Origin of the sequence: Pontiella desulfatans (genome assembly GCF_900890425.1) — a bacterium.
GTDB classification, from domain to species: Bacteria; Verrucomicrobiota; Kiritimatiellia; order Kiritimatiellales; family Pontiellaceae; genus Pontiella; species Pontiella desulfatans.
On sequence record NZ_CAAHFG010000001.1, the window covers coordinates 3,905,727 to 3,926,727 of the forward strand.

The following is a 21,001-nucleotide window of genomic DNA, read 5'->3' on the forward strand; positions in this document are numbered from 1 at the left end:
TGCAATAAGATGCCAAGCAAAGCGTTATGTGGTGTCATTGAACCTGGAGAAAATGAATGAAGAAACTCATCGGACTGTTCGTATTCATTGCAACCGTCGCACTGGCCGACGACTACCGAACGTTCACCTCAACGGACGGCCGCACGCTGGAAGCGAAGATCATTCGCTTCGACAGCGCTACCGGCAAGGTCATGATCGAACGGAAAGACCGGAAGCGAATCACGGTGGCTGCCACGGCCTTTTCCGAACAAGACCAGACCTATATTGAAAATTGGAACGTGGCGGATGCGTTCATGTCGCCGTCCAAATTCAAACTCGAAATCCAGCGCGAGGAAGTCGGAAGCACCAAGAAGGAGCATGAAGTGGATGTTGGCGACGAGTTTTCCGGTGGCGGCGGACGGCGCGGCGGGGGTGGCGACACCGGGGTGATCATCGTCGCGACCGACAAGATTACGAAATACAAATATATCCTCTCGATGGAAAACAAGAGCGGCGTCCCGCTCAAGAACGTCATCATGGAATACCGCATCTACTACGAGCAGCAGAAAGCGATCAAGGACGAGAAGGCCAACAAGGGCCGCGCGGAGGATGATACCCGGCCTGAACGTTACATGGCCGTTGACCAGCAGAAGGCCAAGGAAGGCCAGAAGCGGCTGAAGCCCCTCGAGCCGAAGAAACCGGCAACCATTTCCACCGACACCATCACGTTGACCAAGCGTTCGGCCAACCGGACATGGGGCGACAAGATCGACCTGAAAGCCGAACTTTCCGGTGCCTGGATCCAACTCTCCATGCGGGGACCGAACGGCGAAAAGCTCGTCCGCGACATCGCCTCCCCCGAGAGTGTCATGAAAAAGTTCCCCTGGGATGTCCCCGAGCAACCCGAGGAAGAACCGGCCGAAGCAGCAAAGGAAGACGAGCCCAAGGAGAAGCCGGAGGAAGATTAAAAGTCGTACGCAACACCAACAACGATCTGATAGTCGTCCTGCTCGGGAACGGAAACCGTCACGACACCGGAATCATCGGTCGACTCGATAGGGGTCGGGTTTCCGATCCGGTCCCAGATGAATGAGACATCGAGATCCAGGTCGGCAATCAGTTCATAGGACAAGGTGGCGACCATATGGTGCGTGTATTCCCCGCTGGACGCATTAAGGAAACGTGCGCTGTAGTCGTAGAGAAAATCCAGATCGCCACTGATTTCATGGTCGAGCCGCGTACCGATGGTAGCGAATCCTGAATTGGATTGGTCATCATTTCCTACCTGCACCGAATCGAATTTGGTTTCCTGGTAACCTCCACCCGCATTTGCCGTCCACTCGGTTTTGGACGTGCGGGCCAGGTCGTAACCCAACGAAGAGAAGATGGAATACTGGCTTTCGATGTTGACGAATGGATCGTGGTAATATTCCGCCCCAAGGATTTTCCAATAGAGCCGGCCGGTCAGGAACCAATCGAAATAGCCATTCAAGCGCTGGTTTTTTGCGGTTTGGGTATCCTTCGCTTTGCTATAGTTCGCGATATAATCGATGCTCATGCGGGTCATGGCCGTACGCCGCTTAATATTGGCCATGCTGGTCACGTCGGTTGTTTCGGTGTTTCCGCCGCGGGCCGTAAGGCCGACCGAAAAGCTACCCGACCATTGGTCGCGCTCACGTTGAGCACCCCCGGCAATCGAAACCAGCCGATGGCGATTGATCTCCTGGACATCCTCGCCGTTGATCAGCTTGACCGTCTCGCCATCAACCACCAGCTTGCCCCGCAGGATTTCCACATCACGTCGTCTTTTTTCAACCATGATCCGCTGCACCCCGCTGGAGCGGATCTGTTTCACATCGTCCATATCCAGCTCCAGCAGATCGAGTTCGTCGCTATCGAACTCCAAGGTATAGTTGTACATCACCTTGATCTTGCCCTTTAACCATTCGCCGGAATTCAACTGAATCCAGTCGAATTTCTTGTCCTCCGGCGGGGCAAAGTTGCTCCAGGCCTCCTTATCGGCCGATACGGAAACGGATATTGAAGTGGATACAACCAGAGCAAATAGGGTCTTGCTCAAACGACTCATTTCATATCTCCTCTATTCATTGTGGTACGGATGGTTCTCAACGACTGTAAACGCCCGATACAAACCTTCAAGCAAAACCACGCGCGCAATACCCCCCGCCATGACCAACGAAGAGAGCGACCAAACCGCATCCGCTTTTTGCCGAACCGATTCCGCAAGCCCAAGCGCGCCGCCAACCACCACAACCATGCGGCGCTTGCCCGCCATGGGATGGTTGCCCTGCCGCCCGGCTTTGAGCAGCTCCGCCATTTCGAGGGTCTGGATTGTCTTGCCGCGCTCATCGCAGGCCACAAGAAAATCGCCCTGCTTCAAGAGCTTGAAGATCCGGTCGGCCTCGGCCTGCTTCGTCTGCTCCGGCGAATGCGAGGAAACCTTTTCATCCTTGTATTCCGCCACCTCGACCCCAAACGTTTTCAGCCGCCTGATATATTCATCCTGCGCGGCGGCCAAGGCCTTCGGCTTGATTTTTCCCGGGAGCAATATGCAAATCTTCATGGGCGGTTTATGCCCTATTCCTTCGAACGGAAAAAGAAAAAGCCGCGCTCCAACCAAATGGAACGCGGCATTCGCTTGGGGAAAGGCGGCCCGCTAGACGCCACTGAAGGCGGAGAAGGCGCCATCGACCGGAACGACGATCCCGCTCACGAAGGAGGCGGCGCCCGAGATCAGGTAGTGGATGGTGCCGTAGACCTCCTCCTGTTCGCCGAAGCGACGGAACGGGGTCTTGTTGATCACCTGCTGTCCGCGTGTGGTATAGGAACCGTCTTCGTTCGTGAGCAGCGCACGGTTCTGGTTGCTAATGAAGAATCCGGGGGCGATGGCGTTGACGCGGATCTTGTCGCCATATTTCAGCGCCATCTCGGTGGCCATCCAACGGGTAAAGTTGTCGATGGCGGCCTTGGCGTTGGAATAGCCCAGCACACGGGTCAGTGCCTGGGGCGAGGACATCGATGAAAAATTGATCACCACCCCGTGCCCCTGCTCCTTGAAGGCCTTGGCAAACGTCATGGTGGGCAGCACCGTGCCCTTCAGGTTCAGATCCAATACCTTGGAGTAGTCTTCCAGCTTGAGGTCGAACACATCCTGGTCGGGGCCGATGGTGGCGCCGGGCATGTTGCCGCCGGCACCGTTGATCAGCACATCGATCCGGCCGCAGGTTTCAAGAATTTGGTCGTAGACCTTGTCGAGCGCATCCTGGTCGAGCACGTTGCAGGCAAAACCGCAGCACTTGTCCGAAATCTTTTTTGCCTCGGCAACCGTTTCATCGACCTTGTCCTGGAAAAGGTCGAGATAGACCACAAAGGCCCCCTGTTCCTGCAGATAGTTCGCCGTTCCGCCCGCCAGCACGCCGGCGGCACCGGTGATTGCAATCACCTTGTCCCCAATATTGAAAAGATTGTTCATCCTGGCTCCTAATTTTAATCCTCAAAGGTTTGAGATATGAACAAAACAAACCCCGACTGACAAGGCAAATGTTTACAACGAATGCAGGAAAAGAGAACCGGATTATTCCTCGGAGGGCAGATGCATGAGGGTTATGCCGTTGAAGAAACAGGGTTCGCCTTCGGTCACGAGCCCGACCTGGGAGGCCGGCCATTCCCCTTCAACCTCAACCATGGGACGGCCATTGAGTTCGATGATGACCTTGTCTTCGAGTTTCACGCAGCGGAAAAAGTAGGACGACTCCACCTCCAGGGTAATCAAGGCCTCCCGGGGGCGCGACTCGGTATCGGTTTCGGAGGTGTCGTCTCCGATCTCCTCATTGGCTCCCAGATCCTCGCCGGGGACATAGTCGCGAATGTAGCGCCCGGTGCGGGAGTCGATCACGATGGCGGATGAAACATAGAGGCCGAAGCCCACAAAATTTCCGACGACCTCGCGGATGGCTACATGGTTGAGGATCCCGGGGTGCTGTTCGCGGGGTTTGGGTTCGTCGGCATCGTAGAAGCGGCCGTCGTCCCACAGGTTTGGCTTGCGCCCGCGGTCCAGCTTGGCGTAGCGGATCACCATGTCGTCCGGCGGCACGAAGAATTCCTGTTGAAGATGGTCGAAATCCCCTTCCAACCAACGGAGGTCGAGTCCGGAGATGATGGATTCGGAGCGTAGCTCATAGACCCACGAGGTAACATCGCTATAGGCGGTCGACTTGTCGTAGAGATGGCGACGGGCAATGCGGCACTTCAAGGGTCTGCGGATGGGTTTGATTTCCCTGCCCCGCAGCTTTCCGGTCACCACCAGCTCCCGGGAGTGGGCATCGATCATGGCCTGCAGATAGTTGTCGCGATCGGCAAAGACCGGGAAAACGCCGTAGAGTCGGCCTTCGCGCTCCCGGAGCTCCTCGGTCTGGACATTGACCGTGAATTCGTATTGATCCAGCAAGTCGCCCTTGAAGGCACGGCCGGGCTCGGAATGCCTACTTTGCTCCAGGCCCATATCCTTGAAGTGGCTCCATTGACCGGCAGACGAAGTGCCATCCGCGGCAGAACCCCACCCCGTGATGTATTCGTTGTGCTCGTCCCAACCGGCGGTATAGGTTACGCCGTCGAACTCGGCCCCGGAATCCTTGCAGTAGAATCCCGGAACCCCGGCGCCACTGATCTTGGTGACGATCGGTTTGCCCGGCAACAAATTGATTCCGTTGAGCTCCACCCCGAAATGCCCACCGTTCTTCGTAATCCGGAGCCGGTGGAACGGTGCCGGGGTGGTGCCCATGCCCGGTGCCTTTTCAAGCGCCTTGAACGCCGTCGGCAACTTATAGCGCTTGGGCATGGTCGAACCCGGCTCGATATGGTACTCCCACGTCTTCTTATAGGGATTGACGCTCACGACCAGATCGTGTTCGCCATCGCTCCAGGCCACCACGCCGGCATCGCCCTTGGACTTGGCCGGAAACCGCACGAAGGTTTCGAACAGGTAGTTTTCCTGCGGCTCCCGCTTGAGATAGGCCTTGGCCACTCCCTTCGATGCATTTTGCCGCATGGAGCCATCCATCGACATCCATCCGCCGCCGTCGAAATCCCAGCGCTCCGCCCACTCGATGCTTTCGTCCTCGGGGAACGAATCGCTGAAGGTCGGACGGGCAGGCGGCGGGTGGTAGCCAGGGGAATCCTTGGTGGTCGGCCCGTCAATCACGAGTTCCTTGTCGAAAAAGAAAACACGGTCGAGGCCTGTGCCCGGCACCCCGTTCCACCACGCCTGATAGGCCACCCATGTTTCAAACCCGTTCGGCCCCGGAACGATGCGCGGGGCGTTCAATCCGTAGATGGTCGGCTCAACCGGCAGATCGTCGGCATCGAAGATGCCAAAATCCAGGAAGCGGTATTTCGCGTTCTTCGGCGCCTTAGCCTGGACAGCGATCACGTTGTCCTGATCGCGGAACACTCCTTCTGCGGCTTCCGATATATCGAAGTTGCTGTATGCGATGGACGGCGTTGCCGATTGATAAACGAGTTTCCCGTTCAGGAAAACCTGCACCGCGCCTTCGTGGCGGATATTCAGCACCGGCGTTTTCGGTGTTCCCCGCAGCAGCTCGAATTCCCGCCGAACCCAGATTTGCTCGTCCTGCCATTTGGTCCGGCAGGCGTGCAGCTGGGTATCGCCGATGAGCAAGGGATAGCCGAATCCGCCCTGCCCCGTCCGCCAACCGGAAAGCTTGACGCCCGGCTGTTTCCAGTCTTCCTGAGGCGGCTTTGTGATGAAGCGCCCTTCCCAACCACTGTATTCGCCCGAGGGAAGCACCACGTTGTAAGACCTTGCCAAACGCTCGGCGTTGCGAACCAGCACCGGGTTCGATACCTTGTCGACATTGGTGAGTCGCAGGGGATTCTCGCTGACCGCCAACCCGATTTCGCGCAGGCCGGTGCGGGGGCTAGGGTTGTTGGCCGCATAGAGGAGATAATAGTTTCCCCGGTAGCACAAGATATCCGGTTCGCCCAGGTCGGCGCTATCCAGCGAATCCCACATGCCGCGCCGGCCATCCAGCAGCAGATCCGGCTTGCCGGATGTTTTCCAAGGAGTCGAATGGCGCTGCAGAATGATCTCGCCTTCCCCCTTGCTGCCCGCACGCCGGTTCACCGATAACAAGGCGCCGCCGTCATCCTGGAAAAGCCGCATCTCTTCGCCCGGAAGGTCGCCCTTGCGGAGGCTCGAATAGGGCCCTTGCGGAGCGGATGACACCGCGTACCCCTTGCCCTGGGCAAACAGGTAGAAGACCCCGTTCCGATAGAGGCTTTCGTAAGGGCCTTCCACGTTTTCGGGCAAAACGGAAACGGGGGTTCCCCAATCGACCAGATTGCCGGACACCAGCATCTGGCCATTCGTCCCGGCTCCCATGCCATAGTAAAGCCCATTGTAGTTCACAATGGCACCGTCCAGCGCCGTGGCCATCGGATTATCCAAGCCAAAGGCCGAACCGGCCAATAGAACGCCCGAGACAAGACCACCGAACCTCTTGATACCTATACCCATGCCTGCTCCCTTTCCATGAATGACTATCCGGCAGAAAAGCCCAAATATCCAGATATTTTTCAACACTCCACCATTTAGCTTTACTCGCAAAGCCGGTTTCCCCAACCTCCTCCGGCAATGGCAACGAAAGCGAACTGGCTATACATGGCAATGGGATTCGTCCTGGTTGGACTGGCGACCCTAGGCCTGTTTTTGCCCCTGCTGCCCACCACGCCCCTGCTCCTGCTGGCCGCCACCTGCTTTGCCAAATCTTCGGAACGGTGCCACCGCTGGCTGCTGGAACACAAGGTGTTCGGGGCAACCATCCGCAACTGGCACGAGCATCGTTGCATCCCCCGCAAGGCCAAGCTCGTTGCCGTTGCCTCCATCCTGCTCTTCGGCTCCTACGCCGTTGGCATTGCCATCGAAAACATCTGGATCCGCGGCATTGGCGGAATCATCCTGCTGATCGGCTTGGTGTTCGTTGTCCGGCTGAAGGTTTGCGAAGACGATTAATCGCGCCTCACGACTCCATCGTCACTCCTCGCTCCCCTTCACCATCGGAACAAAGCGCACATGCAGGTCGGGGATTTCCTTGAAGGAGTCGCCCGCCTTTTCGAGGATCACCAGTTGCTGGATGCCGGTGCCGACCGGCAGGATCATACGGCCGCCATCCTTCAACTGCTCCACCAGTTTTTTCGGAATGTCGGCCGGTGCGCAGGTGACGATGATGGCATCGAACGGCGCATGCTCCGGCCAGCCCTTGTAGCCGTCGCCCGTCTTGACCTTCACCGTTGAATAGCCTTCCGCCGCCAACACCCCGCGCGCGTGATCCGCCAACGCGGGAACAATTTCGATGCTGAAAACCTCCGCCTCCAGCTCGGCGAGCACGGCGGCCTGGTAGCCGGATCCGGTGCCGATCTCCAAAATACGCATGCCGGGCTTCACTCCGATGCGCTGCGTCATGTAGGCCACGATGAACGGTTGGGAAATCGTCTGCCCATGGCCGATCGGGCATGGGTGGTCGCCGTATGAATCGCGACCGCGATGCGCTTCTGGAATGTAGACATGCCGCCGAACCTTGCCCATGGCCGCCAGCACACGATCATCCTGAACCCCATGGGCCTTAACCACGGCCACCATCGCCTTGCGTTCCGCCTCCATGGATTCCTCCTTGCCGGAACAGGAAATGTTTAGCCACGAATGAGCACAAAGAACACAATAGAAAAGAAGCTTTGCGTTCCTCTGCGTTCTTTTGTGGCGATCAATTCTGTTGCTTGGCCACCACGCTGTTGACCTTGTCTTCAAGCGACTGCTCCCGGTCGGTTCGGGTTCCCAGCTTAATGTTGGTATGGATCCTTGGCGCGCCCATGCCGTGTACTTTTTCGTGGCACGCCTTGATCGCGGCAAACACATCATCCCATTCGCCTTCGATATTGGTTCCGTTGGCATGGAGGGAGGTTTTCAGGCCCGGGCGGGAAAGCACCGCCTCGCAGGCGGCCACATAGCTTGAGAGCGACACGCCTACACCAATCGGAACAATCGTTAAATCCACAATGACTTTCATGTTTAATTCTCCTGTTGTTCAACAACAGCCTTTTGCCACTTTCTCACTGAATTAACCAGAAAAACCTCATCCGCATCCAAGAGGTCGCGCACCATGACGACGCCTTCCTCGACTTCGCCGCTCTTCAACAAATGGTCGCGGAACGTCCCCGCCAGCAAGCCACAACCAATCGGCGGCGTGACCAGCTTTCCGTCCTTCGAAACCACAACATTGGCAATGCAACCTTCCGTCACCTCGCCCTTTTCATTCCACAGGATCACCTCGTCATGGTCGGGGAAACCGGCCTTCGCCTGCCCATACACTTCGCGGTGTGTCGTTTTATGGTAGAGGAAAACATCGCTCGAATCGACCGGTTCCTTGGCCATGGCAACCTGGAGGGGTGCAGAGGCCTGCTCCTCTCCATCCAATGGGAACGCCTGGATCTCGGAATTCCCGTCGCGGGAAACCAATAGGCGTATCCGGGTCCGCACACTTGCGCAAGTGTGCGCCAGCTCCTCCAGCGACTGCATGACCGCGTGCATATCCAGAGGAATATCAAAATAGGCGGCCGACTTACCCAACCGTTGCACGTGTTCGTCCAGCAGAAAGACGCCGAACTCCGGTTCCCAAAGCATGGTTTCCAACAACTGGAAATCCGGCCGCGGCTGGGTGAGCACCCTCGCCTTGGTCAGGGTTTCCTCATATTCCGCCTCAGCGTCCGAATCCCACACAATCCCGCCGCCAATCCCAAACTCGAGTTTGCCCTTTTGGATCAACGCCGTCCGGATCGCGACATTGAAGCAGGCTTCGCCCTGCGGCGTGATGAAACCCACGGAACCGGTGTAGATCTTGCGAGGGGAGGTTTCCAGCCCACGGATGATTTCCATCGTCTTGGCCTTCGGTGCGCCCGTGATCGACGCGCAGGGGAACAGCGCTTTAAATATCTCGCAAAGGCGCAAAGGCGCAGAGTCCGTAAGCTCCGACTCTTTGTTCTTTGCGTCTTGGCGTCTTGGCGAGAGGATTCCCTTCACGGTTGAGGTCATTTGCCAAACGGTTGGGTATTTTTCGACATCGAATGTACTGACCGTCTCAACGCTCCCCGGCACCGCCACCCGACCGATATCGTTGCGGACCATATCGACGATCATAATGTTTTCCGCACGATCCTTCTCCGAGTGCCGCAGGGCCTCCGCCTGGTTCCAGTCTTCGGTGAAGGTTCGGCCGCGCCGGGCAGTCCCCTTCATCGGCCGGGAAACAATCCGCCCATGGTTGAAACTGAAAAACAATTCAGGCGAGGCGGAGCAGATTGAAAACTCGTCGGTTTCGATGAACGCAGCATATTCCGTTTTCTGACCGTTCACCAGCTCATGGAAAAACGCCCAGGCGTCGCCGGAAAAATCCGCCGTCAACCGATAGGTATAGTTGACCTGGTAGGTTGCACCTTCCGCAATCCGCTCCTTGATCGTCCCGATCGCCTCGGTGAATTCTTCTCGGGAAACCGACGGCTTCAACCCACCTATCGCATAACTCGAGAGCGAGGCGCTGTCCGAGCCACCCTGCACGCCTTCAGCTCGGACAGCGCCTCGCCCTCCAGACACTTCAATCTCTTCCAAAACATCCGGCGCATGGAACAGGCCAAGGCAAAGGAGGGGAAACCCATTAGCTGGATGCGTTTTCAGCGCATGGTCAAACGCCGGGGCGGCTTCGTAGGAAATGAATCCGGCGACAAAGAGTCCGGACTGCTCCGCCTCTTCGAGCATCGGAACCACGTCCTCGACCCGCTCGGCCACCAGCACCTTTTCCGGGCATTGGAAATGCAACCAGCGCCCCGCATGTTTGAGCACAACCTTCACTCGGTGTCAGATCCATACTCTGGAGACTCTTCAGCAAGCGCCAAAGGTTTTGAGGGTTTCATTGAACGAGCAAGTGCCAACATACCGTCAAGTACAGCGAGTCGCTCAGGCATACTCATTTTCGCGGTCTGCTGAAACTGCAACCGCTCAACACCTTCAAACGTTGCATACCGCCACGGATCATCATTGATTTCCGGTTTCATCCTGAACCTTCCTCAATTGATCAATATCGGCAAAATCCTTCGGGCGAGCGGCCGCCTTTTTCATGCGAACCAGGCACTCCAACCCGACAAAGGGAGCCTTTTCTCCAGCCTTAAAATCCATCCATTTGGCATTTTCGTACTCTTCATCGAAATCGAAGGGGCACTCGACAAAAACATCCACCGTCAACCCATGCGCCAGGGAAGGCTGACAGAAAGGGAAAACCAGCATGTTCTTTTCCCGAATCCAACCTAGCCGGGTTTCTGCATCTGCAAATTGTTCAAGACTGACCGGAAGCCGTGGTCGATAACCGAGTCCCTCCAAAGTCTTCAGTCCTGCCAGTAGGTTTTCCCTTTCAAGATCGATAACCAGATCAATGTCCTGGGTTATCCGCAAATAACCGTGGGCGATGACAGCCAACCCGCCAGCGAAAACATACCGGACGCCAGCGGCGTTGAGCGCTTTTATGATTCTTTGGACTTCCTCTTCCATGACTGTCCCGCAAACTACACAAAATCTGGAACGAATCCAACCAACCCGCGAGGATAATTATGCCCAGGACGCACGAACGTTCCAGAGCCAGTTTGGAGAAACGCCATCGTTTCCCTGGCTGCGCGAGCGAACCGGCTTGCGCAACTCGTGGAGGGGCGCTGGCCTCAGCGCGCGTCGGCGAGACCGCCGCCTACCGCTCTGAAAGGATAATTAAAAGCACACCGAGCAGGATTCCGAACAGCACCCAACCCTTCTTGCGCTTGTTCCGCTCCTTGAAGATCAGCGCACCGGCCGCAAACGAAATCAACACGCTGCAGCGCCGCAGCACCGACATCACAATAATCAGCGCATCCGGATCCTCCACTCCGATGAAGTAGACAAAGTCGGCGACCAGCAGGAAAATCCCGATCAACGGCATCGTCCAGCGCCACTGGAACGGGGTGGTCTTTTTGCGGTTCGGCCACCAGAGCAGTCCGTTGAGCAGGGTGAAAAACACAGCGAGATAGATGAAATACCAGGCCAGCACCTGGATGGAACTCATGCCAACCTGTTGCAGCAACCATTTATCATAGAGCGTGCTGCAGGTGCCGACCAGCGTGGCGAAAAAGATCATCCCCACCCATTTGTCGCGATGGAAATGGATCCCCTCCTCCCGACCGAGCAGCGAAAAGACAAAGTAGCAGAAAAAGATCAGGACCATCCCCGCCCACTGCATCGCCGAGGGTTGCTCATGGAAAATCAGGATGGCCCCGAACAGCGTCCAGACCGGGCCCGAGGCGCGGATCGGCGACACGATCGAAATCGGCAGATGCTTCAGCGCAAAATAGGCACACGTCCACGAAGTCCCCACAATCAGGGATTTGATCACGATGAGCCCGTGCCACTCCAGCGGCATCGGGGCGACCTGGAAAACCGATCCCTCCAGCAGGGCCGGCGCGAAACGGGAAAGCAACACGACGGGAAGCACGAGCAACACGCTGGCCATGTTCGAGACGAACAAGGTCGGCAAAACCGCATTGTGGTTCAGCGACTGTTTCTTGCAGAGGTCGTACACCCCCAGAAAAACCAACGAAACCAACCCCATCCAAATCCACATAAACTGTCCTTCTCGCTTCTAAGAGCCGCGGACATTAGCTGCTTCCGGTTGCTTTACAAATTAAATCGCCTCGGGGCGATGGCGGGCAAGCGATCTCTACACCAGGCAGCCCCCCCCCACCCGGTATAGTGTACGTTTCCCCAGCCAGAGGAAGGGACACAAAGCAACAGAGTTAATTCACAACTAAAAAATCGAGGATTGATTTCCGCAATGGATGGTGTAGGGCGAGCCTCTTTGCTTGCAACGGGCTTGCAATCCACCTCAGGGAAACGCGGCCTTTACTTCGTAAAGAGCCACGTCCTACAACACGAATCAACATTCTCCCCGAAAATGGGACATGAACCATAAAAAAAACCGGGTCGCTCCGCGCCCCAGGTTCTCCCGCTCGTGGAGGGGCGTGGCCTCAGCTCCCGGGCGGACAGCATCCACCCCTCCAAAAAAGACACCTTGTCCGCCGTTTTATCCGTCGTAGCTTTAGCGAAGGAGGAAGCCCAAAGGGCGGCGGCGGAAAGGTTACACCATCAACCTTCTGCGGATAAACAACGCGAAGCCGCCAGCCACCCCCACCAGCATGATGCTCGACGGCTCTGGAATTGCCGCGACGCGAAACCCGAAAAGGTAGCTCTCAGACTCTGGGCTGTAAGAGTGGCGAGTCGATGAACGCAGGCCGAGCTCAGAAACACTGAACGCCCCGCCACGAACCACACGAAGCTCAGCCATGTCGTCGAGTGTTCCGTCATACGCGCTCTCGTTCCATTCCCAGACGTTGCCGTTCATATAGAACGTGCCGTTGTTTTCGGCGACTCCTCCCGTGCCGACATCCCACGGTGTGGAGTAGGTTCCGTTGTAACCGTCATAGTTTGCATCCGTCTCTACGCCGGGAACCGAATCCCCGGTGGCATAGAGCGAGTAGGCGCTGCCATCCGACTTGAGGTAGGCCGCCTTGTACCACTCGTCCTCCGTCGGCAGCACATAGACCGTGCCGTAGGCCGTAACCGCGGCATCGCGGTCGACCGCCAGCAGGGTCGTGCCGGTGGCATCGAACTGGTAGGCGCCGCTGACCGCACTGCCCGTAGTCAGATACCGGGCGTAACGGCAATTGTACCGAAGGCGTCCCGCCTGCTGAGTTTGTTGATAAAGTCCGGCATTTATGCAACGGGTGTAGAACGCGGTTCTTTGCGCAGCAAAGGCCGTGTTATTCTGGAGGATAGCGCGCCCTCTTCGAGAGGCACGCCCTACACCTAAGGTTGGTCAACAGTCTGCGCAGGCGTCCCGCCTGCTCTGCCGAACGGGTTGTCTCAGGAAAAAACCGTAAGCCAATGCCAATAGTGCTCCGCGCCGTTTCCAGCGGGCAAAAGCAATACCGGCTTGCATCCCGATTTCAAATCAAATACCGTCCCTGCCCTTTGAAGAGAAACGGCCTTGCCGTTTCAGTTAATGGTTATTAGTTACGGGTTAACAGGAAAACATCTCCCGGATCCCTCCCCCACGAATAACCAATAACGAACAACTGATAACTGCTTCGTGATCCTGGCTTCACGAAGCCAAGGAGAGCGAACAAATGAAAACTGGACTTATTGGATGGCGCGGCATGGTCGGCTCGGTGCTGATGGAACGCATGCAGGCCGAAAACGATTTTAAAAACATTGATCCGGTCTTTTTCACCACCTCGCAGGCGGGACAGGCGGCACCGAACGTCGGCAAGGGCGACTCCACCCTCCTTGATGCGTTCGACCTCGATGCGCTTATGCAAATGGACGCCATCATTACCTGCCAGGGCGGCGACTATACCTCGGAGGTGCATCCGCAGCTTCGCTCCAACGGCTGGAACGGCTACTGGATCGACGCGGCCTCCACCCTGCGCATGGTTCCCGACGCCACCATCATTCTCGACCCGGTCAACCGCCCGGTCATCGACCAGGCGCTGGCGGACGGCAAGAAGGACTTCATCGGCGGCAACTGCACGGTTTCGCTCATGCTGATGGCCGTCGGCGGCCTCTTCAAGGCCGGACTTGTCGAGTGGGTTTCCTCCATGACCTACCAGGCCGCCTCCGGCGCGGGCGCACAGAACATGCGCGAGCTGCTTTCGCAGAAAGGCCACCTGTTCAACGCCGCAGTCGAGGAGCTGAAGAATCCGGCCTCCGCCATTCTGGACATCGACCGCAAGGTCAGCGAAGCCCTGCGTAGCGACAGCTTCCCGAAGGAGCAGTTCGGCGCCCCGCTGGCCGGCTCGCTGATTCCCTGGATCGACAAAGCTGTGGATGACGGCCAGACCAAGGAAGAGTGGAAAGGCTTTGTTGAAACCAACAAAATTCTCGGCAACGATCCGCAGATCCCGATCGACGGCACCTGCGTCCGTATCGGCGCAATGCGCTCGCACAGCCAGGCACTGACCATCAAACTGAACCAGGATGTTTCCATTCAGCAGATCGAAGATATCCTGCGCGGCGACAACGACTGGATCGACGTGGTGCCCAACAACAAGGAAGACACCCTCGCCCGTCTGACCCCGGCAGCCATCAGCGGTACGCTGACCGTACCGGTCGGCCGCCTGCGCAAGATGAAGATGGGGCCGGAATACCTCAACGCCTTCACCGTCGGCGACCAGCTCCTCTGGGGCGCCGCCGAACCGCTGCGCCGGATGCTCCGCATCCTGCAGGAGAAGTAGGCTAACCTAGATGGAAGATTACCTCTACTCGGCATAATCACTTGCTCCGTTGCACACGAACAACTCGGACATAACGAAGCAAGATGCTTCGTCTACACTAAAAAAACCGCGATGCAGATCGCGGTTTTTTTGTGGGAGCGGATTGCCGTTCCCTCTAGTTACTGCCTGCATTCAGCAAGCCACAGACAATTTCTCATCTTCGGATGTAAGGTTCTCCAACCAATCACGAACTCCTTTCAACATAAGGAGTATAACGTGAAAATATCAAAAATGAGATGGTTGGACTTTGAGATGAACGTTTGGCACCTCTTGACCCTGCTGACGCTCGCATTCGGTGCGCTTCAAATGGGGGCCACCAAAACGATTGAACAGCAGGCCCCGGCCTACTTCGAGGATTAGCCCTAACGGATGCGGGGGTGCGGCATGCTTAGATGACCGTGCCGGTCGACCGCTTCCGCAAAATTAAGATGGGTGGCGAATACCTCTCCGCCTTCACCGTAGGCGACCAGCTCCTCTGGGGCGCCGCCGAACCGCTGCGCAGGATGCTCCGCATCCTGCGGGTGAGGTAAAACAGGTAGGGCGTGCTCTCCGAGCGCGCCGCCCCGCCGAGCGGACGGCTGAGGACAGCCTTCCCTACCATTAGAAAACCCCGCGATGAACATCGCGGGGTTTTTCATTTGAACGGCAACCTGTTTGGCTTAGAGCATCTTGTTGGATTTAAAACCCCGGATCACGCTGATGACCACCTTTTGGATGTTCTTAATGTCGGAGTCCCCGTCGAAAACTTCTTTTCGCCCAGACCAGACGAGCTTTTTCGACGGGACGTCAAAGAGATTGGTTTCGAGATCATACGTCGTCGTATTGCTCACGGTGGCGAACTCTGGATTCAGGGAATAGCTCATTCCGTAGCCCCAATACCCGACACCGGAATATCCCATGTTCGGCGACGAGGTATACCCGGTCGCAACCAGCTGTTGCCGGTCGTCTTCGGATAGCACGTGCGTCACAACAATGCTGTCAAAGCGATTGCTCTGCACCAGCGCCGAAATCTGTTCTCTCTCCATATCGCCAACCGTAGGACACAGCTGATGCATCGCTTGGGCAGCAACTCCATACGTCGCCAACTCCCTCACCAGCAGAGCTTCAAACTGATTGACGCGATACTCGCTTTCACCAATGGCCATGACAATAGTCTTTCCCAATTTTCGTTCAGGAAACTCGGGATTGCTCCAGGAAGCATTCCTTGCCGACATGCAGGAAGCGAGCAGGCAGGAAACAATCCCCCCGGCAAACAGTACGGATATCATCTTTTTCATAGGATTCCTTTTGGCCTTTGATTTCGATGCCTAAGATAGGTTTAACGTCTAAACATTGGAAACAGAAAACCCCGCGAAGCTGACCGCGGGGTTTTCTATTTAGTTCCTTACATCCAAACTTCTTACCATCTTGCGTGTCATAATGAATGACCCTTTACCTGTTTGCTTCCAGTCAATAGCATAGATTTTCAAGCAACGAATTCATGAAAAGCAACGAATGCTTCGGATGTTCGGATTCGTTGGTTGCCGCTTCGCTGCCGGCGCTCCGCACCAGCCTCACTTCGTGTTTCATACATTCGTTGCCACCTATTCCCTGCTGCGGAGCCGCGTTAGCTGGGCTCAAGATCGAGTTTCCGGCCAACGACCTGCAGGTTGTCATTCAACTGTTCGATCGTTTCCATTTGCGACACACAACACGACAGGTTCGGGTTTTGAAGCGCCCATAGGTATGACTTGGCAAAAGGCGACAAGCCTTCGTCGGGGATCGCGGCATTCAGCTTGGACAAACGCCAGGCGGGCTGGTTGCCCATGGAAAAAAGCTTGGCGACCTTCATGGCAATCAACCCCATCCCGGATTGGTGTGCTTTATACATCGCATGTTCCAGTCCGGCATGGTTGGCAATGTTGTACGCAAACATGGCCACATCATAATAACCAACTTTCGCAGCCTGCAGCAGATTGCCGGTCACGTCATTGTGGAAGGACACAGCCGAGGCTTTGACCAGTCCCTTCTGCTTGAACTCCTGAAAGATTTCCTTCAGCAGGTCATCCATCATCTCGGGCATGGCTACACCGTGCGGAATATGAAGCACATCGAGGTAATCGGTTTGCAAACGGGTCATACCCTCCTCCAACAACCGATAGGCGTTTTGCTTTATTTTGCCGCGCCATTCATCAGAAATTCCGATCTCCTGCATGGCAAAATAGCGATAATAGGTCTTATCAAACTGATTAGCCTGCCCGCCGAAATACTGAATGTGATATCCGGGTAGCTTCACCCGTCGCTGCTCGAGCAACGATTCGGCCTTTGCCTCGATTTCATGCTGCACGGCCTTGGACTTCTTTCCGACTTCCGTCATCAACCAGCGGTCGAGCTCCCAATAATATCCACTCAGCTTTGTGGAGAGGAACACCTTTTCCCGGTTCCCCGACGCCTTGAAATAGCGGCCGAGGTTGGCCTCAACCTTTCCGCCCGAATAGGCCGAAGCACAGTCAAAATAGTTGATCCCTCTATCTATCGCTGCATCGAACAATGGAAAGCTGTCCTCGGACTCGAAAGGAAAGGTTCCCATCGCCAGCTCCGACACCATCATCGCGGTCTTCCCAAGGCGGCGATACCTCATCCCTTCCTGCCGGTTTTTCCATCTCGGCGGCATCGCCTCGGAAGCAGTTAAAGAACCTTCGCCGGTAGCACATGGAGGAATGGATAGCAGAGCCACGAAAGACGCTGCAGTATGATTGAAAAACTGTCGCCGGGATTGCCTGCTGTTGATCATATGTTCTGTCCTTCAAAAATTAGAGTGTCATCTCATACGTGCGCTGCATTAGGGAGCGGGGGTTGCTCAGCAAATCCACGATTCGGTGATAAGACATGGCGCCTAAAATGATGACGACACAGGCAACAACGCTTCTCATGATCAGGCTCTCCGCTCACAAGAGCATATTCCTTATATCATTATGGTTTTACTAGCAACAGAAATACCCCGCATTCATGACACGTAAGTTTCCATACACTTTCCATTGCAAAGCCGTTGCTTCTGATTTCAAAGAACTGTCAATCCACAACATGACTTGGGTAATCTTGATTTCTTAAACTGTTGCTTCTGATTTCAAAGAACTGTCAATCCACAACTCGAATCATGAGCCAGAAAACCAGACAACGGTTGCTTCTGATTTCAAAGAACTGTCAATCCACAACACAGGTCCTGCAGCATGCAAGGAGCATGATGTTGCTTCTGATTTCAAAGAACTGTCAATCCACAACAGCCGGGGGCCTCTTGTTGTTCGCAATCAGGTTGCTTCTGATTTCAAAGAACTGTCAATCCACAACTCACCTCCGCCGGCCCCGTCTGGTCAAGAAGTTGCTTCTGATTTCAAAGAACTGTCAATCCACAACGCTGCCGGTACCGGCGACATGCTTGTTACTGTTGCTTCTGATTTCAAAGAACTGTCAATCCACAACGGGCCACCACCTAAGATGTAGATCGTCTGGGTTGCTTCTGATTTCAAAGAACTGTCAATCCACAACATAGCCGCCATAAGCCGCTGTTTTCCAAGGAACTAGCATCTGCCAGCGCTAAAGAAAACCGGCACGGTTCTAACCATGAAGTAAATTTACAGTTCATATTCTGCATTCTATCGTTCGTTTCATTTAGCACCAGTCAGAAAAACTCCAACTGGCTGGGTTTCGGAGGAACCTGGATAGCCGCCTTCCCCCAGAAATTAATAATGTTGCCGTATTGCTTGTCCGTGATCCGCATAATACTGACTTGCCCTTTGGAGGGAACGAGTCCTTTGACCCGCTTCGTATGCACGTCGGCACTCTCTGAACTTCCGCAGTGCCGAGTATAAACAGAGTACTGCATCATGGTGAAGCCGTCGCCCAACAACCGCTTGCGGAACACAGCAGCGTCGTGACGCTCCTTTTTCGTGTTCGTCGGCAGGTCGAAGAATACAAACAGCCACATGATCTTATACGCGTTAAGCCGCACCTCCGACATTTTCTACCGCCTTCATTACGGGATAATCCACCTTCTTCTGTTCGCCGGCGATGCAACGCGCCAGCGAGGCCGTTGTGTACGATAACCCCACCATCAACGGCCGCAGCGTATTCGTTAAATGAACATCTACGGCGAGCAGTTTCAGCAGCTGCTGTTTATGTTCCCGCGAAAGTTCTTCAATGGGCTCGTCGGCTGCAGACCATATTCCATAAACCACTTCATCGGCATAGGGGCGGTACGGCTCCATCACATCGTCCGCCAAGGCGAAGGCGTTGTATTTATTGTGATGATGGATTCCAATAGCAGGATAAAGCCCCGAGCCCACCAGCGACCGGGCGACCGCCGCGCGCAGGATGGCATAGGCATAGTTCAGCAGGTGGTTGGGCGCACCGCCAAACCGTTCGCGCCGGAAATCCTCGCCAAACAGGTTTTGCCAATAGATCCTGGCAGCGGCTCCCTCGCGGTTGTCCGTGTCGCCGCTCTTCACACTGGCCGCATGGCGGCGCAACGCCTCGACGCCGCCGGACTTCTTCCGCTCCAACATAGCGGCCTGATTTTTAATCTTTATCTCAACCGTCTGCTTCCACAGTTGCTTCTTCAACGGCTCCGACATTTCCAACTGCGCGGCCAGCGTTTCGGCATGGGTCGTGTTGCCATCGAACGGAACACTCATGGCTGTTGGATGGTGTAGTTTATCGCAAAAGACAATCGCCGCATTATTAGCCGTCAGCTCCTCAATCAATCGGAGTGATAGCGTAATGCTGTGATTGTCCAGCACCACAAAACCGATGTCTTCAATCGGCACCGTCCGCACCTCGCCCTCCGGCTTCGGCGTATAAAGCAACTGCCCGTTCTTGAATGAAAGATGCGCCGCCGACTCGAAATAGACCGTTCGCTTTAACATTCTGCCTCCCTGTTCAGCCACTCGACTTCGCCAAGGGCATTCAGACAAAAATCACGACCGTCAAGGAACGCATTGAAATTTGAGGGCTTAAACTTCACATACGGAAACTCTACCTGTCTCCCAACAACATCTCCACCTTTGGGAGTCGTCAACTTCGACTGTTTAACCTCACCATTCTTGTCAACAATTCCATTCTCTCGGTTTTGTTCAGTTATTACGTCATTCATGTAAGCAATCACCTGCGTTGTCATTCGAGCTTCCTGATGGAAATAAAGCTTTATTCCGTCATCATCAATACCCTTGATTATGAACAATCGCTCTCCGAGCCGACTTTTTGATAAATGAATTGCGCTTAACCCCGATTTTCGGACCACCGGCTTAAGTGGAACCTGCGTCCTCAACATGGTACAAAAGGACGCATGGAAATGGGAAGAAAACGAAGAACATTCACGGACAAGTTCAAGGCCAAGGTGGCGATTGAGGCCATCAAGGGCGTGAAGACATTGGCGGAGCTGGCATCGGAATATCAGGTCCATCCGAACCAGATTTCGGATTGGAAGAAGCAGTTGCTTTCGAATGCGCCGGATCTTTTTGCATCGGGGAAAAAGAAGCAGGCTCAAACGGAAGAAGAGCTTACGGCTCCACTTTACGAAGAGATCGGGCGTCTGAAGATGGACGTGAAGTGGCTCGAAAAAAAGCTATGAGCCTGCCGCTTTCAACGCGCCGCAGCTGGGTGGAGCCCGGCACCGATTATTCGGTTCGGCGGCAGTGTAGGCTCGCAGGCGTCCCCAGATCGGGCTTCTACTACGACCCCGCCCCGGAAACGCCGGAGAACCTGCTTCTGATGCGTTTGATCGACGAGCAGTATCTCCGGCATCCGGAGTTCGGCTATCCACGCATGACGGACTGGTTGCGTGATCAAGACTATGATGTCAATCACAAGCGGGTCGCCCGCCTCATGCAGCTGATGGGGATTCAGGCCATCACGCCCGGTCCGCACACGAGCAAGCCCGCCCCGAGGCACAAGATCTACCCTTATTTGCTGCGCAATGTGGACATCGAACGGGTGAACCAGGTTTGGAGTACGGACATCACCTACATCCCGATGCGGCATGGATACATGTACCTGACCGCCGTAATCGACTGGTACAGCCGCTATGTGCTCGCCTGGGAGCTCTCAAGCACCATGGAGAGCACGTTCTGCGTTGATGCGCTGGAGCGTGCGCTGACGCAGGGGAATCCGGAGATATTCAACACCGACCAAGGAAGCCAGTTCACCTCGAACGCCTTCACCGGTGTCCTGTTAAACGAGAACATCACCATCAGCATGGACGGGCGAGGCCGGGCGTTGGACAACGTATTCATCGAACGACTGTGGTGGTCGGTGAAGTATGAGAAAATCTATCCCGCATGCTATGCCGACGGGCATGCGTTGCATCGGGGCCTTGACAGCTATTTTAAATATTACAACCACGAGAGGAAGCACAGCGCTCTGGACAAACGCACCCCCGCCGAGGTATTCATGGAAGGAGCAGTCAGAACATGATCGCAAGTGATGCCGTCGCTGCGCTCCGCCCTCGGCCCTCCGGGCCGCCCCTTCGGGGACGGGCTCCGCTCCGCGACGGCATCATGGAAGGGCGGCTCGTTGGCCGCCAGAACACGGAACAGGGAACCGCAGGTTCCACCTTAAG

The 21,001-nt window shown here is 55.6% G+C and carries 21 protein-coding genes, 1 pseudogene and 1 CRISPR repeat array; of the genes and pseudogenes, 6 read left to right on the forward strand and 16 right to left on the reverse strand.

The features are described from left to right. The first annotated feature begins 56 nt into the window (after positions 1–56). Positions 57–947, forward strand: a complete 891-nt coding sequence (locus tag E9954_RS13700) for a hypothetical protein (RefSeq protein ID WP_136079713.1) — start codon at positions 57–59, stop codon at positions 945–947. On the opposite strand, the gene E9954_RS13705 is transcribed toward E9954_RS13700, so the two are convergent. The 4 genes from E9954_RS13705 to E9954_RS13720 form a co-directional block, all read right to left on the reverse strand. Next, positions 944–2,068 carry a DUF481 domain-containing protein gene (locus E9954_RS13705; RefSeq protein WP_136079714.1) on the reverse strand — a complete coding sequence of 375 codons (1,125 nt, stop codon included), beginning with the start codon at positions 2,066–2,068 and terminating at the stop codon, positions 944–946. The two genes, E9954_RS13700 and E9954_RS13705, sit on opposite strands and share 4 nt — an antisense overlap. Positions 2,069–2,080: 12 nt before the next feature. Next, positions 2,081–2,563, reverse strand: a complete 483-nt coding sequence (locus E9954_RS13710) for a 23S rRNA (pseudouridine(1915)-N(3))-methyltransferase RlmH (protein WP_136079715.1) — start codon at positions 2,561–2,563, stop codon at positions 2,081–2,083. A 93-nt stretch (positions 2,564–2,656) separates the two neighbouring features. Continuing rightward, a complete protein-coding gene (locus tag E9954_RS13715; RefSeq protein WP_136079716.1) occupies positions 2,657–3,472 on the reverse strand; it encodes an SDR family oxidoreductase in 816 nt (271 codons plus the stop codon). 102 nt (positions 3,473–3,574) lie between these two features. Further along, positions 3,575–6,535, reverse strand: a complete 2,961-nt coding sequence (locus tag E9954_RS13720) for a glycoside hydrolase family protein (RefSeq protein ID WP_136079717.1) — start codon at positions 6,533–6,535, stop codon at positions 3,575–3,577. 144 nt (positions 6,536–6,679) lie between these two features. On the opposite strand from E9954_RS13720, the gene E9954_RS13725 reads away from it, so the two are divergent. Further along, on the forward strand, positions 6,680–7,030 hold the full coding sequence (locus tag E9954_RS13725; RefSeq protein WP_222847179.1) for a YbaN family protein: 351 nt from the start codon (positions 6,680–6,682) through the stop codon (positions 7,028–7,030). A gap of 21 nt (positions 7,031–7,051) precedes the next feature. Here the strand turns inward: E9954_RS13725 and E9954_RS13730 are convergent, their stop codons facing one another. The 7 genes from E9954_RS13730 to E9954_RS13760 form a co-directional block, all read right to left on the reverse strand. Next, entirely contained in the window at positions 7,052–7,678 is a 627-nt protein-coding gene (locus tag E9954_RS13730; protein WP_136079719.1) for a protein-L-isoaspartate(D-aspartate) O-methyltransferase, read from the reverse strand. Between the two features lie 100 nt (positions 7,679–7,778). After that, positions 7,779–8,081 carry an MTH1187 family thiamine-binding protein gene (locus tag E9954_RS13735; protein WP_136079720.1) on the reverse strand — a complete coding sequence of 101 codons (303 nt, stop codon included), beginning with the start codon at positions 8,079–8,081 and terminating at the stop codon, positions 7,779–7,781. Positions 8,082–8,083: 2 nt separating this feature from the next. After that, the gene (pabB, locus tag E9954_RS13740; protein ID WP_136079721.1) at positions 8,084–9,913 is read right to left on the reverse strand and encodes an aminodeoxychorismate synthase component I; all 1,830 of its coding nucleotides are present in this window, start codon (positions 9,911–9,913) and stop codon (positions 8,084–8,086) included. Beyond that, a complete protein-coding gene (locus tag E9954_RS13745) occupies positions 9,910–10,116 on the reverse strand; it encodes a hypothetical protein (RefSeq protein WP_136079722.1) in 207 nt (68 codons plus the stop codon). The genes pabB and E9954_RS13745 overlap by 4 nt, the downstream gene beginning before the upstream one ends. Next, a complete protein-coding gene (locus E9954_RS13750) occupies positions 10,097–10,606 on the reverse strand; it encodes a hypothetical protein (protein ID WP_136079723.1) in 510 nt (169 codons plus the stop codon). The genes E9954_RS13745 and E9954_RS13750 overlap by 20 nt, the downstream gene beginning before the upstream one ends. A 190-nt stretch (positions 10,607–10,796) precedes the next feature. Continuing rightward, entirely contained in the window at positions 10,797–11,702 is a 906-nt protein-coding gene (locus tag E9954_RS13755) for an EamA family transporter (RefSeq protein ID WP_136079724.1), read from the reverse strand. A 513-nt stretch (positions 11,703–12,215) separates the two neighbouring features. Further along, complete coding sequence (locus E9954_RS13760; RefSeq protein ID WP_342793764.1) at positions 12,216–12,911, reverse strand: SUMF1/EgtB/PvdO family nonheme iron enzyme; 696 nt, start codon at positions 12,909–12,911, stop codon at positions 12,216–12,218. Between the two features lie 352 nt (positions 12,912–13,263). Here E9954_RS13760 and asd point away from each other — a divergent pair, with 352 nt between their 5' ends. The 3 genes and pseudogenes from asd to E9954_RS13770 form a co-directional block, all read left to right on the forward strand. Next, positions 13,264–14,370, forward strand: a complete 1,107-nt coding sequence (gene asd / locus E9954_RS13765) for an aspartate-semialdehyde dehydrogenase (protein WP_136079726.1) — start codon at positions 13,264–13,266, stop codon at positions 14,368–14,370. A 255-nt stretch (positions 14,371–14,625) separates the two neighbouring features. Further along, on the forward strand, positions 14,626–14,769 hold the full coding sequence (locus E9954_RS32490) for a hypothetical protein (RefSeq protein WP_168442245.1): 144 nt from the start codon (positions 14,626–14,628) through the stop codon (positions 14,767–14,769). 32 nt (positions 14,770–14,801) lie between these two features. After that, a pseudogene (locus E9954_RS13770) lies at positions 14,802–14,939 on the forward strand (Asd/ArgC dimerization domain-containing protein); the annotation flags it as partial. A gap of 129 nt (positions 14,940–15,068) precedes the next feature. Here E9954_RS13770 and E9954_RS13775 read toward each other — a convergent pair. From E9954_RS13775 to E9954_RS13795, 5 genes are all read right to left on the reverse strand, one after another. After that, positions 15,069–15,686, reverse strand: a complete 618-nt coding sequence (locus tag E9954_RS13775) for a DUF4136 domain-containing protein (RefSeq protein WP_136079727.1) — start codon at positions 15,684–15,686, stop codon at positions 15,069–15,071. A gap of 329 nt (positions 15,687–16,015) precedes the next feature. Further along, on the reverse strand, positions 16,016–17,029 hold the full coding sequence (locus E9954_RS13780) for an aldo/keto reductase (protein WP_168442246.1): 1,014 nt from the start codon (positions 17,027–17,029) through the stop codon (positions 16,016–16,018). A 407-nt stretch (positions 17,030–17,436) separates the two neighbouring features. Next, positions 17,437–17,934: direct repeats of the CRISPR family, unit length 36 nt; unit sequence GTTGCTTCTGATTTCAAAGAACTGTCAATCCACAAC. 133 nt (positions 17,935–18,067) lie between these two features. After that, positions 18,068–18,406, reverse strand: a complete 339-nt coding sequence (gene cas2, locus E9954_RS13785) for a CRISPR-associated endonuclease Cas2 (RefSeq protein ID WP_136079729.1) — start codon at positions 18,404–18,406, stop codon at positions 18,068–18,070. Continuing rightward, positions 18,387–19,310: a type II CRISPR-associated endonuclease Cas1 gene (cas1, locus tag E9954_RS13790; RefSeq protein WP_136079730.1), complete on the reverse strand. Its 924-nt coding sequence runs from the start codon at positions 19,308–19,310 to the stop codon at positions 18,387–18,389. The genes cas2 and cas1 overlap by 20 nt, the downstream gene beginning before the upstream one ends. Further along, entirely contained in the window at positions 19,304–19,561 is a 258-nt protein-coding gene (locus E9954_RS13795; RefSeq protein WP_136079731.1) for a hypothetical protein, read from the reverse strand. Before E9954_RS13795 ends, cas1 begins: the two co-directional genes overlap by 7 nt. Before the next feature lie 174 nt (positions 19,562–19,735). On the opposite strand from E9954_RS13795, the gene E9954_RS13800 reads away from it, so the two are divergent. Next, a protein-coding gene (locus E9954_RS13800) for an IS3 family transposase (RefSeq protein ID WP_407947718.1) occupies positions 19,736–20,856 on the forward strand; the annotation gives its coding sequence in 2 pieces (ribosomal slippage) (positions 19,736–19,999 and positions 20,002–20,856; 1,119 coding nt in all). Positions 20,857–21,001 lie beyond the last annotated feature (145 nt).

Excerpts from the sequence above, each read along its gene's own strand:
- E9954_RS13700 (WP_136079713.1), top strand. The coding sequence starts at position 57 with ATGAAGAAACTCATCGGACTGTTCGTATTCATTGCAACCGTCGCACTG.
- E9954_RS13705 (WP_136079714.1), bottom strand. The coding sequence starts at position 2,068 with ATGAGTCGTTTGAGCAAGACCCTATTTGCTCTGGTTGTATCCACTTCA.
- E9954_RS13710 (WP_136079715.1), bottom strand. The coding sequence starts at position 2,563 with ATGAAGATTTGCATATTGCTCCCGGGAAAAATCAAGCCGAAGGCCTTG.
- E9954_RS13715 (WP_136079716.1), bottom strand. The coding sequence starts at position 3,472 with ATGAACAATCTTTTCAATATTGGGGACAAGGTGATTGCAATCACCGGT.
- E9954_RS13720 (WP_136079717.1), bottom strand. The coding sequence starts at position 6,535 with ATGGGTATAGGTATCAAGAGGTTCGGTGGTCTTGTCTCGGGCGTTCTA.
- E9954_RS13725 (WP_222847179.1), top strand. The coding sequence starts at position 6,680 with ATGGCAATGGGATTCGTCCTGGTTGGACTGGCGACCCTAGGCCTGTTT.
- E9954_RS13730 (WP_136079719.1), bottom strand. The coding sequence starts at position 7,678 with ATGGAGGCGGAACGCAAGGCGATGGTGGCCGTGGTTAAGGCCCATGGG.
- E9954_RS13735 (WP_136079720.1), bottom strand. The coding sequence starts at position 8,081 with ATGAAAGTCATTGTGGATTTAACGATTGTTCCGATTGGTGTAGGCGTG.
- E9954_RS13745 (WP_136079722.1), bottom strand. The coding sequence starts at position 10,116 with ATGAAACCGGAAATCAATGATGATCCGTGGCGGTATGCAACGTTTGAA.
- E9954_RS13750 (WP_136079723.1), bottom strand. The coding sequence starts at position 10,606 with ATGGAAGAGGAAGTCCAAAGAATCATAAAAGCGCTCAACGCCGCTGGC.
- E9954_RS13755 (WP_136079724.1), bottom strand. The coding sequence starts at position 11,702 with ATGTGGATTTGGATGGGGTTGGTTTCGTTGGTTTTTCTGGGGGTGTAC.
- asd (WP_136079726.1), top strand. The coding sequence starts at position 13,264 with ATGAAAACTGGACTTATTGGATGGCGCGGCATGGTCGGCTCGGTGCTG.
- E9954_RS13775 (WP_136079727.1), bottom strand. The coding sequence starts at position 15,686 with ATGAAAAAGATGATATCCGTACTGTTTGCCGGGGGGATTGTTTCCTGC.
- E9954_RS13780 (WP_168442246.1), bottom strand. The coding sequence starts at position 17,029 with ATGAGGTATCGCCGCCTTGGGAAGACCGCGATGATGGTGTCGGAGCTG.
- cas2 (WP_136079729.1), bottom strand. The coding sequence starts at position 18,406 with ATGTCGGAGGTGCGGCTTAACGCGTATAAGATCATGTGGCTGTTTGTA.
- cas1 (WP_136079730.1), bottom strand. The coding sequence starts at position 19,310 with ATGTTAAAGCGAACGGTCTATTTCGAGTCGGCGGCGCATCTTTCATTC.
- E9954_RS13795 (WP_136079731.1), bottom strand. The coding sequence starts at position 19,561 with ATGACAACGCAGGTGATTGCTTACATGAATGACGTAATAACTGAACAA.